Source organism: Variovorax paradoxus, from assembly GCF_024734665.1.
Classification (GTDB): domain Bacteria; phylum Pseudomonadota; class Gammaproteobacteria; order Burkholderiales; family Burkholderiaceae_C; genus Variovorax.
Genome location: NZ_CP102931.1, coordinates 1980757 through 1994430, shown reverse-complemented (window position 1 = coordinate 1994430; position 13674 = coordinate 1980757). Strand labels below are relative to the sequence as shown.

Genomic DNA, 13674 nt, shown 5'->3' with positions numbered 1-13674 from the left:
GCCGCTCAGCGCCCGTTGCGCACCACGAGGCTCACGCCCACGGCGGTGAGCGCAATGCCCAGCACCGTCACCAGCGTGATCGGCTCGGAGAACAATAACCACGCCATCACTGCCGTGCAGGGCGGCACCAGATACAGCAGACTGGTGACAGCCGTCGCCGTGCCACGTTGGATCAGCATGTAGAGCAACGAACTGCCGCCCAGCGACAACGCCAGCACCGACCAGGCCATCGCGCCGCCCGAGTACGCGTTCCATTCGATGCCCTGAGACTCCAGCGCCGCGAACGGCAGCGTGACCAGCAACGCCGCCGCCATCTGCACGGCGCTGGCACTGCGCACGTCGCAGGGCGCGACGAAGCGTTTCTGATAGAGCGTGCCCGCCGTGATGCACAGCAGCGCCATCACCACCAGCGTCATCGTCAGCACGTTGACCTCGGCACCCTGTCCGAACTTGCGCGACACCACAAGCACCAGCCCCGCGAAGCCCAGCACCAGCCCGGCCCACTGCCGGCCCGAGATGCGCCCGCCATTGAACGACATCCACACCGCCGTCAGCACCGGCTGGATGCCGACCAGCAATGCCACCAGCCCCGCGCCCATGCCGGCATGCACCGCGGCCCACACGCCGCCCAGGTAGCCCGCCTGCATCAGGATGCCCGTGACCGCCAGGTGCCCCCACTGTGCGCGCTGCTTCGGCCACTCGACCCGCGCCAGCGCGACCCACACGCCGAAGCACACCAGCGACAAAGCGAAGCGCACGGCCAGGAACTTGAGGGGTGGCGCATACGGCATGCCGTAGCGCGCGACGATGAAGCCCGTGCTCCAGATCAGCACGAAGACCGCCGGCATCGCCCGCAGCCAGCCCCCGCCGGGGGCCGTGGCCGCCGAGGTCATTTGGTACGGGCCCGGATTTCCGGAATGGCCTTCTGCAGGTAGTACACCATCGACCAGATGGTGAGCACGGCCGAGATCCAGATCAGCCACTGGCCCCAGACGCCGGTGTCGATCACCTTGAACAGGCGCCCGTCATAGAGCAGGAACGGAATGGCGATCATCTGCACGGTTGTCTTGACCTTGCCGATCATGTGGACCGCCACGCTCTTGCTGGCGCCGATCTGCGCCATCCATTCGCGCAGCGCCGAGATGGCGATCTCGCGGCCGATGATGATCAGCGCCACGAACACATCGGCCCGATTGAGATGCACCAGCACCAGCAGCGAGGCGCACACCAGGAACTTGTCGGCCACCGGATCGAGAAAGGCCCCGAAGGCCGAGGTCTGATTGAGCCGGCGTGCCAGGAAGCCGTCGAGCCAGTCGGTCGCGGCGAAGACGATGAACATGACCGTGGCGATCAGGTTGCGCATTGGCTCGGCCATCGGCAGGTAGAACACACCAACGATCAAAGGGATCGCGACGATGCGCGTCCAGGTCATGATGGTCGGTAGTGTCCAGAACATCGCTTGATTGTGTCATGGTGGCAGTAACCCCCTTCGGGGGTCACGCCCTCAATGCAACGCCTTGTAGATTTCCTCCGCCAGGTCGGAGGCAATGCCCTCTACCGACGCGATGTCTTCCACGCTCGCCGCAGCCACGCCGCGGATGCCGCCGAAGCGCTGCAGCAGCCGCGCACGCCGCTTCGGCCCGATGCCCGGAATGTCTTCGAGCTGGCTGCCGCCGACGCGTACCTTCGCGCGCTTGGCCCGCATGCCGGTGATGGCGAAGCGGTGCGCCTCGTCGCGGATCTGGGCCACCAGCATCAACGCGGCCGAGTCCTTGCCCAGGTAGACCTTCTCGCGGCCGTCGGCGAACACGAGTTCTTCAAGTCCGACCTTGCGGCCCTCGCCCTTCTCGACCCCGACGATCAGCGACAGCGGCAGGCCCAGCTCGCCGAACACTTCGCGCGCCATCGACACCTGCCCCTTGCCGCCGTCCACCAGCACCAGGTCGGGCATGCGTGCGGTCCGGGGCTTCGGTGGCGCGTCGGTGTCGTCGCTCTCGGCGTCGCCCGGAGGCAAGGCGTCGGTCTCGGCCGCCATGGCCTCTGCCAGCTTGCCGTAGCGGCGGTGCAGCACCTGGCGCATGGCCGCGTAGTCGTCGCCGGGCGTGATGCCTTCGATGTTGTAGCGGCGGTACTCGCGGTTCTGCATGGTGTGGTGCTCGAACACCACGCACGAAGCCTGCGTTGCCTCGCCCGCAGTGTGCGAGATGTCGAAGCACTCGACGCGGAAGTTGTCGAGGTCGTCCGACGCCAGCTCCAGCGCATCGACCAGCGCGCGCGTGCGTGCCTGCTGCGAGCCCTCTTCGGCCAGCAGACGGGCCAATTGCAGCTTGGCATTGGTCTCGGCCATTTCGAGCCAGTGCCGGCGCTGCTCGTGCGGCTGGAACACCGCCGTCACGCGCGCACCGGCCTGCTGCGAAATCGCCTCGATCAGCTCGCGGCTCACCTGCTCGCTCAGCACCAGCGTGGCCGGCACGGGCACGTCGATGTAGTGCTGGGCGATGAAGGCTTCGAGCACCTGCACCTCGATCGGGTCGGCAGCAACGGGCAGCGCATCGTCTCCATCGTCGTCGAGTTCGCCGTGATGAATCTGCGCCGCGTCTTCCACGTGCACGGGAAAGTACGGCCGGTCGCCAAGGTGCCGGCCGCCGCGCACCATCGCGAGGTTCACGCAGGCCTTGCCGCCCTGCACCTTCACGGCGAGGATGTCCACGTCCTTGTCGGACGCGATCTCGATCGACTGCTGGTGCAGCACGCGCGAGATGGCCGACATCTGGTTGCGCAGCTCGGCCGCCTGCTCGAATTCGAGCTTCTCGGCATGCGCCGTCATGCGCTGTTCGAGCTTCGAGAGCACGAGTTGCGTGTCGCCCATGAGAAAGGCTTCGGCGCTGGCCACGTCCTGCGCATAGGCCTCGGGCTCGATGTAGCCAACGCACGGCCCGCTGCAGCGCTTGATCTGGTACAGCAGGCAAGGCCGCGTGCGGTTGGCGTACACCGTGTCTTCACAAGTGCGCAGGCGAAACACCTTCTGCAACAGCTGGATCGACTCCTTCACCGCCCAGGCAGTCGGGTACGGCCCGAAGTAGCGGTGCTTCTTGTCGACCGCGCCGCGGTAGTAGGCCAGCCGGGGAAACTGGTGCGACGCGATCTTGAGATAGGGATAGCTCTTGTCGTCGCGAAACAGGATGTTGTAGCGCGGCTTGAGCGTCTTGATCAGGTTGTTCTCGAGCAGCAGCGCCTCGGCCTCGGAGCGCACCACCGTGGTTTCCATGCGCACGATCTTCGAGATCATGTGGCCGATGCGGGTACCGCCGTGACTCTTCTGAAAGTAGTTGGCAACCCGCTTCTTGAGGTTGCGCGCCTTGCCCACGTAGAGCACCGCGCCCGCCGCATCGAAATAGCGGTAGACGCCTGGCAACTGCGGCAGGGCCGCGACTTCGCTGAGCAATTGATCGGAATGCACGTCTGACATGGCGGCTATTGTGGCGCGCGGCACGCAGCCTGGCGCCCGCCCGCGCGCAAACCCCGACGCGGCTGGAATGGAATGTGCTGAAGATGACCACGGGCGCGAGGAGCGCCCGTGGTTTTTTCAACATACCTACTCGGGAAATCTGCATGAACAAAAACAACAGACGCGTCTGGTGGACGCTCTCGCCCATCGCTCTCTCGCTGAGCCTGGCGGGCTGCGGTGGCGCCTCCAGAAACGACGCTCAAGACACGGCAACGATTCTTGCAACCATCGCCGCAATCAATGCGGCCAACCAGCCACCCCCGCCCGACAACGGCTGCCTCACCTCGACCGGCAATTCATCCGTGGTGGTCGGCTCGGGCGATGCCGGCGACCCAGCGGCACCCGAGGCGGCGTCGGGCTATGCGCCGGGCCACAAGCTGGTGTATGCCAAGACCTACATGGTGGTGGCCAACCATCCGCTCGCCACCCGCGCCGGCTGCGACGTGCTGAAGGCTGGCGGCAGCGCCGTCGACGCGGCAGTGGCCGTGCAGGCCGTACTGGGCCTGGTCGAACCGCAGTCGAGCGGCCTGGGCGGCGGCGCCTTCATGCTCTATTACGACGCCGCAACCAAGAAGGTGCAGGCCTACGACGGCCGCGAGACCGCGCCTGCCGCCGCCAACGAGAACTACCTGCGCTACATCGATCCGACCGGCACCGACACCACGCCGCCCGTGCCCGGCGGCGCGCGCGCCAGTGGCCGCTCCATCGGCACGCCAGGCGCGGTGCGCATGCTCGACCTCGCCTATCAGGACCACGGCAAGCTGCCATGGAAAGACCTCTTCGGCTATGGCATCACGCTGGCATCCGACGGCTTCCTGATCGGCGGTCGCATGGCCGCTGCCATCTCGTCGTCGGCCACCAGCCTCAAGCGCGACGCCGAAGCCACGGCCTACTTCTTCAACGCCGACGGCACGCCGAAGGCGCTGGGCACGCGGCTGCAGAACCCGGCCTACGCCAAGACGCTGACCACCATCGCCACGCAGGGCGCCAACGCCTTCTATACGGGCGACGTCGCCAAGGGCATCGTCGACAAGATCGGCAACACCACCGCCGCGAACGACGGCTCGGCCATCACGCCCGGCATGACCACGCTGACCGACCTGGCCAACTACAAAGCCAAGCGGCGCGACCCGGTCTGCGGCACCTACCGCGACTACTACGTGTGCAGCATGTCGCCGCCGTCCTCGGGCGGCATCGCGGTGGTGGCGAGCCTGGGCATTCTCGAGACCTTCAACCTGGGCCTGTACAAGCCGACCGCCATCGACATCGAAGGCGGCAAGCCGACCGTGATGGGCGTGCACCTGGTGAGCGAGGCCGAGCGCCTGGCCTACGCCGACCGCGACAAGTACGTGGCCGACACCGACTTCGTCCCGCTGCCGGGCGGCTCGGTCGACACGATGATCAACAAGCCCTACCTGCAGAGCCGCGCCAGCCTCATCAGCCTGACGAAGAGCATGGGCGTGGCCCAGGCCGGCAACCTGGGCGCGGTGCCGCTGGGCATCGACAAGACCGAGGAGCACGGCACCACGCACTTCACCATCGTCGACAAGCAGGGCAACGTGGTCTCGATGACCACCACGGTGGAAAGCACGCTGGGCTCGTTCCACATGACGCAAGGCTTCATGCTGAACAACCAGCTGACCGACTTCTCGGCCAACCCGAACGACACGGTCGATCCGAGCATCAAGGTGGCCAACCGCGTCGCGCCAGGCAAGCGCCCGCGCAGCACGATGGCCCCCACGCTCGTGTTCAAGAAGAACGCCGACGGCAGCATGGGCGAGTTCGTCATGGGCACCGGCTCGCCGGGCGGCGGCACCATCATTCAGTACGTGGTGAAAACCGTGGTCGGCGTGCTCGACTGGGGACTCGATGCCCAGCAGGCCACGTCGCTGGTCGACTTCGGCGCCACCAACACCCCCATCGCCGGCGCCACCAACAGCGCCACCAACGTGGGCGGCGAGCATCCCAACGTGGACATCACCAACAACGGCAACAACGATACGCTGATCGCGGGGCTGCGCGCCCTGGGTCACACGGTGAACTTCGGCGCGCAGTCGAGCGGCACCAGCACCATCATCCGTGCCAACGCGGGCGGCAAGCCGGTGCTGACCGGCGGTGCCGACCCGCGGCGCGAAGGCATCGTGCTGGGCGATACCTTCACGCCCTGAGGGCGGAAGCAGGAGCGGCCGCGGAGCCGATAAAAACGAGGATGCGCCGGCTCACGTCGACGCCCTCCTCGTGCAGCACCCAGTGCCCCGCGCCCTCGATGCGCTGCAGCTCGCCCTGGTCGCACAGATCGATGCTGGGCTGGGCCATCTCGGTGCCGAGCGCCTGGTCCTGCACGCCCCACAGCAGCAGCGTGGGCACCGGGATGCGCGCGTCGGCTCGAATGTTCGGCCGGTTGCGCATCAGCGCGCGGTACCAGTTGAGCATGCCGGTCAGCGCGCCCGGCCGGCCCCAGGCCTCGCGGTACAGCGCCAGCTCCGCATTGGAAAAAGCTCCGGCCCGGCTGCTCTGCGTCAGCACCCGGGTCAGCCCGCGAAAGCCGTGACGGCTCAGCAGCCGTTCGGGCAAGCGCGGAATGCGGAAGAAGTGCATGTACCAGCTGCGCAGCCGCTGCCGCCCGCGCGACATGTGCTGGAGCATCACCGCCAGATGCGGCGAATTCACGATGACCAGCCGCTCCACCAGCGCCGGGTTGCGCGCCGCCACGCGCCAGCTCACGGCGCCGCCCCAGTCGTGGCCGAGCAGCGTCACCGCCTCCCGGGCCGTGCTGCGGATCAGCGCGCAAACATCGTCCGCCAGCGTTTCGAGGCCATAGGCATCGACGCCCTCGGGCTTGTCGCTCTCGCCGTAGCCGCGCTGATCGGGCACCCACACGCGATAGCCGGCGGCCGCCAGCGCATCGATCTGGCTCGCCCAGCCACGCCAGAACTCCGGAAAGCCGTGCAGCAGCATGGCCACCGGCCCATCGACCGGGCCGGCCTGCACCACGTGAAAGCGAATGCCGTTGGCCTGGACGAAATGGTGTTCGTAAGCGTCGCTCATCGGCGCGCTTACTTGGCCAGCTCCGACACCAGCCGATACAGGAACTCGCGGCCGTCGTACAGCCGCTGGATCTCGATGCGCTCGTCGAGACCGTGCGCGCGTGCATCGGCCGGCTCCAGGAACATGCCGGTCACGCCGTACATCGGGATGCCCGCGTTGCGCATGAAGCGGCTGTCGGTGGCGCCGGTGCTCATGGCGGGCACCACTGGCACGCCCGGCCACATCTGCTGCGTGATCGACTCCACCGTCTTCACGAGGTCGCCGTTCAGCGGCGACGCCGGGCTGCGCAGCGGCTTGCCCAGGTTGCGCACCACGATCTTGTCGTTGCCGATGGCCTGGGTCAGCAGGCGTTCCACTTCCTCAGGGTCGTCGTGCGGCAGGATGCGGCAGTTGACGGTAGCCTTGGCCGATTGCGGCAGCGCGTTCTCGGCATGGCCGGCCTGCACCATCGTTGCGACGCAGGTGGTGCGGAACTGTGCGCTGTAGGCCGGGTTGGCCGACATGCGCTCGATGACCGCGGGATCGGGGTTGCCGTTACCCACCGCGCGCATGTCGTCGGCCAGCTGGCCGGTGGCGAATGGTGCGCTGCGCGCGAAGTAGGTCTTGGTGACATCCGCAAGCTTGACCGGGAAGCTGAAGTTGCCCAGGCGCTCCAGGCCCGCGGCCAGCGCGTAGATCGGATTGTTCTTCGTCGGCACCGAGCTGTGGCCGCCCACGTCGCGCGCCTCCAGCATGTAGGTGGTGTACATCTTCTCGGCCACCTGCATGCGGTGCAGGTTCGGCTTGCCGCCGCGCAGCTCGCCGCCGCCGCCTTCGTTGATGCCGAACTCCGCCTGCAGCAGCTCGGGCTTGTTGTTGATGAGCCAGAAGGCGCCGTTGCTGAGCGCATCGCCGCGCTCTTCGTCGGCAGTCAGCGCGAGGATGATGTCGCGCTTGGGCTTGAAGCCTTCCTGCTTCAGTTGCCCCACCACAGAGACCAGCGCCGCGGCCATGGCCTTGTCGTCGATGGCGCCGCGGGCGGTGAAGTAGCCGCCGGTTTCCTGCAGCTTGAAGGGATCGGTCTTCCAGTCTTCGCGCCGGGCCTCGACCACGTCGATGTGGGCCAGCAGCAGCAGCGGCTTCTTGCTGCCGTCGCCCTTGAAGCGCAGCACCAGGTTGCCCTTCTTCGGGAAGGGTTCGAAGATCTGGACGTCGCCGGGCGCGAAGCCCGCATCGACCAGGCGCTTTTCCATGGCGCGCGCTGCCACGGTGTTGTCGCCCACCGAGTGCGTGGTGTTGATCTCGATCAGCTCTTTGTAGATGTCGTGAAAGCGCTGCTGCTGCGGCGTGAGCGCAGGAGCCGAAGTCTGGGCCGACGCACCGGCCATGCCGCACAAGGCCAGCGACAGGGCGAGCACGGTTCTCGCGGAACGAAAGGACAGGGGCGAGCGGCGACGGGTCTGCATCCTCATGGGTTCTCTCTCCGGTGGTGGTTGTGCCGTCAGCATAGCAAGCACGGCCGGCGGCCCGGCGGTCGAAGACAGGCACACTCGCGGCCATGCAATCCAGGCAATGGGACATCTTCTGCAAGGTCATCGACAACCACGGCGACCTCGGCGTCTGCTGGAGGCTGGCCTGCCAGTTGGCTGCACTTGGCGAACGCACGCGGCTGTGGGTCGACGATGCGGCGGCGCTGCGCTGGATGGCGCCCGAGGCTCGCACCGGCCGTGACGGCGTGGAGGTGATCGACTGGCTCGATTTCGCCGCACTTCAGGCGGCCGTAGCAGGGCCGGCACCCGATGTGCTGATCGAAGCCTTCGGCTGCGAGCCGGCACCGGAACTGATCGCCCGCTTTGCCGAAGGGCCGGGCCTTGCCTGGATCAACCTCGAATACCTGTCGGCCGAGCCGTATGTGGAACGGCTGCACGGACTGCCTTCGCCGGTGTTCAAGGGGCCCGGCGCCGGGTTGACGAAGCGCTTTTTCTATCCGGGCTTCACCCCCGCCACGGGAGGACTGTTGCGGGAGCCCGACCTGATGGAACGCCGGGCGCGCTTCGACCGCACGCAGTGGCTGGCCGCACAGCAGATCCCGTGGCAAAACCACGAGCGGCTGGTGTCGCTCTTCTGCTACGAGCCGCCGGCGCTGGCCGCCCTGCTGGCCCGGCTGGCGGAAGACCCAGAGCCCACGCGCCTGCTGGTGACGGCGGGTCGCGCCACGCAGGCAGTCCAGGCACTTCCCTTGCCTCAAGGGAGCGGTGCGCTATCAATTTCATACCTCCCCTACCTCACCCAGCCCGATTTCGACCACCTGCTGTGGGCCTGCGACCTGAATTTCGTGCGCGGCGAAGATTCGCTGGTGCGCGCCCTCTGGGCCGGCGCGCCGCTGGTCTGGCAGATCTACCCGCAGGACGACGACGCCCACCATGTCAAGCTGAATGCCTGGCTCGACTGGCTCGGCGCCCCGGCCTCGCTGAGGCTTTTTCACCACGCCTGGAATGGCTTTGGCGGCGGCGCCCTGCCCGCACTGGAAACGCAGGGCCCGTGGCGCGAAACGGCCCTGGATGCCCGCACGCGGCTGCTAGCGCAGGACGACTTGGTCACCCAACTGCGGGAACTGATCGCCCAAAAAAGCTAAAATAGTGGGCTTTGCGGATTTCGGCCCGGATCTCATCGATCCGAGATGCTCTCCGCTAAACCTGCCGCGGGACCTGTACCGCGGGGCCAGACATAGCGGCAAACGTCCAAACACATTGAGACGGTCGCCGATGGCCCCGTGCACCGAGCGGCCAACATCCAGAGACCCTGTTATGAAAATCGCTCAAGAAATCCGCGCCGGCAACGTCATCATGCACGGCAAGGACCCGATGGTCGTCCTCAAGACCGAATACAGCCGCGGCGGCCGCAACTCCGCCACCGTGCGCATGAAGATGAAGAGCCTGATCGCCAACTTCAACACCGAAGTGGTCTTCAAGGCCGATGACAAGATCGACCAGATCGTGCTCGAGAAGAAGGATTGCACCTACTCCTACTTCGCCGACCCGATGTACGTCTGCATGGACGCCGACTACAACCAGTACGAAGTCGAAGCCGAAAACATGGGCGACGCCCTGAACTACCTCGAAGACGGCATGGCTGTCGAAGTGGTGTTCTACGACGGCAAGGCCATCTCGGTCGAACTGCCGACCAGCGTCGAGCGCGAAATCACCTGGACCGAACCCGCCGTCAAGGGCGATACCTCGGGCAAGGTGCTCAAGCCCGCCAAGATCGCCACCGGCTTCGAAGTGCCGGTTCCGCTCTTCGTGTCGCAAGGCGACAAGATCGAAATCGACACGCGCACCGGCGAATACCGCAAGCGCGTCTGAGTCTCGGCCCCCCCGCTGACCACCACCCTCGAAAAAGGCTCCGCAAGGAGCCTTTTTTGCTTGGTGGGCATGGTGGTTGCAACGCTGCACAATCTCCAAGGTACTTCTGTCTGGTTTCCCCATGAACAACACGCACAACATTCACGACAAACGCCTGGCCGATGCCTGGGCCACGCTCCGGTCCCATGCCGACCAGGGCCTGCCGCTCGACCCCGATCCCTCGCGCATCGCCTTCGCCGACCCCGAGTTCCTGCTGCGCCGCGAGACGCGCGGCATCCGCATGCAGCTCGAGCTGATGAAACCCGACATCGAGCAGCGCGCCCATGGCATCGAGAACACCGTGGTGGTGTTCGGCAGCGCCCGTTTTCGCAGCGAGGAAGACGCCGCCGCCATGATCGCCCAGGCCGATGCCAGCGGTGACGCAGCAGCGTCCGAGCGCTGGCGCCGGCTGGCGCGCAACTCGCATTACTACGAGAAGGCGCGCGCCTTCGGCAAGCTGGTCGCCCAGTACAGCAACGACAAGGAACCGCAGGACAAGCTCTTCGTCTGCACCGGCGGCGGCCCCGGCATCATGCAGGCGGCCAACCGCGGCGCGCACGAGGGCGGCGGCCTCTCCGTCGGCCTGGCCATCGCGCTGCCGATGGAAGAAGAAGCCAACCCGTACGTCACGCCGGCGCTGAGCTTCAAGTTCCACTACTTCGCCATCCGCAAGATGCATTTCATGATGCGAGCGAAGGCGCTGGTGGCGTTCCCAGGCGGCTTTGGCACGCTCGACGAATTGTTCGAGGTGATCACGCTGGTGCAGACGAAGAAGTCGAAGCCGGTGCCGATCGTGCTGTTCGGCTCCGACTACTGGAAGCGCCTGATCGACTTCGACTTCCTGGTCGAAGAGGGCGTGATCTCGCCGGGCGACGTGAAGCTCTTCGAGTACGTCGACGCGCCGGAAGACGCGTGGAGCGCAATCAAGCGCTTCTACAAGCTCTGAACTGAACCCGCACTGGGTTCAGTCGGCGCTGTCATCCTCGGCCGGGTGCAGCGCCTGCTCGAGGAATCTCGTGAGCGTGCGTGCACGGCGCTTGCGCTCCGCCTCGCCGGTCTGCCCCATCGCCACCGCGTCGTCGGCCACGCCGTGCAGCGCATTGAAGAGGATCACGGCGCTGAGGGTCGCGTCCTCCACGTCCCAGAAGCCGGCGGCATCGCCCTGCTTCAGCAGCCCGACCAGTTGCGTGATAACGGCGTTGTCGTTGCGCATGCGGCGGTCTTCGGGCCGGTACTCGTGGAACACCACATCGTGCAAGGCGACGTTGTCCAGGTAGGTTTCGAGCCCCGTCTCCACCCAGGCCTTCAGGCGCGCGTGATAGTTGTCGGGCCGATGGCGGTCCATGGACTCCTGCAGCCGCGCGCAGAAGGTGTCGACGAAGCGCTGCTGCAATGCGCCGAGCATTGCCTCTTTCGACGGAAAGTACAGATAGAAGGTGCCCTTGGCCACCTGCGCGCCGGCCGCGATGTCGTCGATGCTGGTGGTGGCAATGCCCTTTGCGATGAAGAGGCGCTCGGCGGCGTCCATCAGCGCGGCGGCGCGCGTTTCTGGCGCCTTGGTGCGGCGGCGTGGCGCGGCCTCCCCCTCGGGAGACGTAGGAATCGTGACGGGGTCGCTGCTCTTGACCATCGGCTGCCTCAGGAAACGGCGGCCGCCAGGCGGGCCGAGCGGATCGCCGCACGCACGGCGGCCAGATCGAAGGGCAGGCCGCGCGGCGCCATCACACGCTCGCCGAGCCACACCAGTGCGTCGTCGGCGTCGGCAAAGATGCTGGCGGCACGCCGAAGAGTTTCTCGACATTCATCTTGCGCATTTTCTCGTACTGGTCGGCGGGCACCACGCTCGCCATGCCCATCATATGGCGGCGAATGTCGGCGCCGCGCTCCTGCAGCCACTGCCTGGCGCTCTGCGCGCTGCCTTCGGGGTGGACCAGTGCATCGGCGTCGGCGAACACGCGCAGCGAGGCGAAGGGTTCGCCGCGATCGAGCCAGCGGTTCCAGTCTTCGGTGAAGGCCTGCATGCCTTCGAGTGTCTGAAGTCCGGCCGTAACGCTGATGACGAGGGGCCATTGGCTGAGTTCGTGATGGATCATGAAAAGCTCCTTGGAAAAAATCGAATGAAGGCGCGCGCGAAAGCGCACCGGCACGTATGCGGCGGGCATGGCTGGACGAAGCCTCAGGCGCGCGCGGGCAAGGCGGCGGCGCGGGGCCGCACGCTCACGAGCAGCCCCGCCGCCAGCAGGCCGGCAATGCCGGCGCAAGCCACGGCGGCATGGAAGCCACCGGCCAATGCGCTGGCCAGGAGGCTGTGCGCGGTGGACGCATCGAGCGAGGCCAGTGCGCCCAGATCGTGCCGGCCAACGGCCGCGGCGGCAGCCTGCCGCGCATTGGCCAGGCCCGCCTGCGCGAGCGCATCGGCAAGCAGCGAGGTGGCGCGCGTGCTCATCAGCGTGCCGAGCAGCGCGATGCCGATCAGCATGCCGGCCTGTCGCAGCGCGTTCATCGTGGCCGAGGCCATGCCCGAGCGCTGCGCCGGCACCGACGCCATCACGGCCGTGCTCGTGGCCGGCACGGCAAGGCCGGTGCCCGCGCCGAGGAACACGAACAGCAGCGCCAGCAACGCATAGGGCGTGTCGGCGGAGAACAGCGTCAGCAGCAGCATCGCGCCGCCGATGAGTCCGTAGCCCGCCACCATCAGCGTGTGCACCTCGAAGCGTTTCGCAAGACGGCCGAACTGCGAGGCCACGACACCAGTTGCGACGAACTGCGGCACCAGCCGCCAGCCGGTGTCGCTGGGCGACCAGCCCTGCACCTGCTGCAGGAACAGCGAGAAGAAGAACAGGCTGGCGTACGCCGAGAAGCCGAGCACGAACGACGCGAAATTGGTGACCGAGAAGCGCGCATCGCGAAACAGCCCGAGCGGCAGCAGCGGCCGCGCCACGCGCGCCTCCACCATCAGGAACAGCGCGAGGCCGATGGCGGCCGCCACCAGTGCGCTCGCGGCCTGCACAGAACCCCAGCCATGCTCGCCCGCCGCGATCAACCCATAGGTCAGCGCGCCCAGCCACAGCACGCTGAGCACTTGGCCGACAGGGTCGAGCGCGGCATGTTCGGGATGCGAGCTTTCCTTGATGCCCCAGAGCCCCAGCCCCACCGTCAGCAGCCCGATCGGAATGTTGATGAGGAAGATGCTCTGCCAGCCCGCATGGTCCACCAGCAGCCCGCCAAGCAACGGCCCGAGGACCAGCGACAGCGCCGAGAACGACGACCAGCCGCCGATCACCCGCGCCCGCTCGACCGGCTCCGGAAACGCATGCGCCAGCAGCGACAGCGCCCCCGGAATCATCAGCGCGCCGGCCACGCCCTGCACCGCCCTGCCCGCCAGCAAGATCGGCAGGCTGCCGGCTATCGCGCACATCGTCGAGCCAACGGTGAACACAGCCACACCGGCCAGCCAGGCGCGCTTGCGGCCATAGCGGTCCCCCAGCGGCCCCGCCGACAGCATGAAGGCCGAGAGGCACAGCGCGTAGATGTCGATCACCCACTGCAATCCGGCGAGGTCGGTGGAAAGCGCCCGCTGCAGCGTGGGCAGCGCGACGTTGACGATGCTCACGTCGAGCGTGGCGATGAAGCTGCCGAGGTACACCGCGGCAACCAGCGCGAGACGGCGGCGCGGGTCGGCCGCAGCCTGAATGGGGGAGTCCATGGACGCCTTCAGGATCGTTGAAGAAGGCACCG

At 66.9% G+C, this 13674-nt stretch carries 12 protein-coding genes; 4 read left to right on the top strand and 8 right to left on the bottom strand.

The features are described 5' to 3' along the window. Positions 1 to 5 precede the first annotated feature (5 nt). From NWF24_RS09275 to uvrC, 3 genes are read right to left on the bottom strand one after another with little or no spacing between them, the layout of a single operon-like run. Positions 6 to 893: a DMT family transporter gene (locus NWF24_RS09275; protein WP_258353933.1), complete on the bottom strand. Its 888-nt coding sequence runs from the start codon at positions 891 to 893 to the stop codon at positions 6 to 8. Then, the gene (gene pgsA, locus NWF24_RS09270; protein ID WP_093051202.1) at positions 890 to 1456 is read right to left on the bottom strand and encodes a CDP-diacylglycerol--glycerol-3-phosphate 3-phosphatidyltransferase; all 567 of its coding nucleotides are present in this window, start codon (positions 1454 to 1456) and stop codon (positions 890 to 892) included. The genes NWF24_RS09275 and pgsA overlap by 4 nt, the downstream gene beginning before the upstream one ends. Positions 1457 to 1504: 48 nt before the next feature. After that, complete coding sequence (gene uvrC, locus NWF24_RS09265) at positions 1505 to 3469, bottom strand: excinuclease ABC subunit UvrC (RefSeq protein ID WP_258353932.1); 1965 nt, start codon at positions 3467 to 3469, stop codon at positions 1505 to 1507. A 143-nt stretch (positions 3470 to 3612) separates the two neighbouring features. On the opposite strand from uvrC, the gene ggt reads away from it, so the two are divergent. Next, positions 3613 to 5676 carry a gamma-glutamyltransferase gene (gene ggt / locus NWF24_RS09260; protein WP_258353931.1) on the top strand — a complete coding sequence of 688 codons (2064 nt, stop codon included), beginning with the start codon at positions 3613 to 3615 and terminating at the stop codon, positions 5674 to 5676. Here the strand turns inward: ggt and NWF24_RS09255 are convergent. Further along, positions 5666 to 6556, bottom strand: coding sequence for an alpha/beta fold hydrolase (locus NWF24_RS09255; RefSeq protein ID WP_258353930.1), 891 nt, complete (start codon positions 6554 to 6556; stop codon positions 5666 to 5668). The two genes, ggt and NWF24_RS09255, sit on opposite strands and share 11 nt — an antisense overlap. 8 nt (positions 6557 to 6564) lie before the next feature. Further along, the gene (locus tag NWF24_RS09250) at positions 6565 to 8007 is read right to left on the bottom strand and encodes a M20/M25/M40 family metallo-hydrolase (RefSeq protein ID WP_093077708.1); all 1443 of its coding nucleotides are present in this window, start codon (positions 8005 to 8007) and stop codon (positions 6565 to 6567) included. A gap of 86 nt (positions 8008 to 8093) precedes the next feature. Here NWF24_RS09250 and earP point away from each other — a divergent pair, with 86 nt between their 5' ends. From earP to NWF24_RS09235, 3 genes are all read left to right on the top strand, one after another. Next, positions 8094 to 9170 (top strand): elongation factor P maturation arginine rhamnosyltransferase EarP, encoded by a 1077-nt coding sequence (gene earP, locus NWF24_RS09245; RefSeq protein WP_258353929.1) that lies wholly within the window; start codon positions 8094 to 8096, stop codon positions 9168 to 9170. A 172-nt stretch (positions 9171 to 9342) separates the two neighbouring features. Then, complete coding sequence (efp, locus tag NWF24_RS09240; RefSeq protein ID WP_007830687.1) at positions 9343 to 9897, top strand: elongation factor P; 555 nt, start codon at positions 9343 to 9345, stop codon at positions 9895 to 9897. A gap of 121 nt (positions 9898 to 10018) precedes the next feature. Beyond that, positions 10019 to 10882, top strand: coding sequence for an LOG family protein (locus NWF24_RS09235; RefSeq protein WP_093051216.1), 864 nt, complete (start codon positions 10019 to 10021; stop codon positions 10880 to 10882). Positions 10883 to 10900: 18 nt separating this feature from the next. Here NWF24_RS09235 and NWF24_RS09230 read toward each other — a convergent pair whose 3' ends face one another. The 3 genes from NWF24_RS09230 to NWF24_RS09220 all read right to left on the bottom strand — a co-directional run bounded on the left by NWF24_RS09230 (position 10901) and on the right by NWF24_RS09220 (position 13642). Further along, positions 10901 to 11566, bottom strand: a complete 666-nt coding sequence (locus NWF24_RS09230) for a TetR/AcrR family transcriptional regulator (RefSeq protein ID WP_258353928.1) — start codon at positions 11564 to 11566, stop codon at positions 10901 to 10903. A gap of 91 nt (positions 11567 to 11657) precedes the next feature. Then, on the bottom strand, positions 11658 to 12029 hold the full coding sequence (locus NWF24_RS09225; RefSeq protein ID WP_258353927.1) for a hypothetical protein: 372 nt from the start codon (positions 12027 to 12029) through the stop codon (positions 11658 to 11660). A gap of 83 nt (positions 12030 to 12112) precedes the next feature. Then, on the bottom strand, positions 12113 to 13642 hold the full coding sequence (locus NWF24_RS09220) for an MFS transporter (RefSeq protein ID WP_258353926.1): 1530 nt from the start codon (positions 13640 to 13642) through the stop codon (positions 12113 to 12115). Positions 13643 to 13674 lie beyond the last annotated feature (32 nt).

What these genes read in the sequence shown, in the direction of transcription:
- NWF24_RS09235 (WP_093051216.1), top strand. Translation starts at nt 10,019, where the DNA reads ATGAACAACACGCACAACATTCACGACAAACGCCTGGCCGATGCCTGG.
- uvrC (WP_258353932.1), bottom strand. Translation starts at nt 3,469, where the DNA reads ATGTCAGACGTGCATTCCGATCAATTGCTCAGCGAAGTCGCGGCCCTG.
- pgsA (WP_093051202.1), bottom strand. Translation starts at nt 1,456, where the DNA reads ATGTTCTGGACACTACCGACCATCATGACCTGGACGCGCATCGTCGCG.
- earP (WP_258353929.1), top strand. Translation starts at nt 8,094, where the DNA reads ATGCAATCCAGGCAATGGGACATCTTCTGCAAGGTCATCGACAACCAC.
- NWF24_RS09230 (WP_258353928.1), bottom strand. Translation starts at nt 11,566, where the DNA reads ATGGTCAAGAGCAGCGACCCCGTCACGATTCCTACGTCTCCCGAGGGG.
- NWF24_RS09275 (WP_258353933.1), bottom strand. Translation starts at nt 893, where the DNA reads ATGACCTCGGCGGCCACGGCCCCCGGCGGGGGCTGGCTGCGGGCGATG.
- NWF24_RS09250 (WP_093077708.1), bottom strand. Translation starts at nt 8,007, where the DNA reads ATGAGGATGCAGACCCGTCGCCGCTCGCCCCTGTCCTTTCGTTCCGCG.
- NWF24_RS09255 (WP_258353930.1), bottom strand. Translation starts at nt 6,556, where the DNA reads ATGAGCGACGCTTACGAACACCATTTCGTCCAGGCCAACGGCATTCGC.
- NWF24_RS09225 (WP_258353927.1), bottom strand. Translation starts at nt 12,029, where the DNA reads ATGATCCATCACGAACTCAGCCAATGGCCCCTCGTCATCAGCGTTACG.
- NWF24_RS09220 (WP_258353926.1), bottom strand. Translation starts at nt 13,642, where the DNA reads ATGGACTCCCCCATTCAGGCTGCGGCCGACCCGCGCCGCCGTCTCGCG.
- efp (WP_007830687.1), top strand. Translation starts at nt 9,343, where the DNA reads ATGAAAATCGCTCAAGAAATCCGCGCCGGCAACGTCATCATGCACGGC.
- ggt (WP_258353931.1), top strand. Translation starts at nt 3,613, where the DNA reads ATGAACAAAAACAACAGACGCGTCTGGTGGACGCTCTCGCCCATCGCT.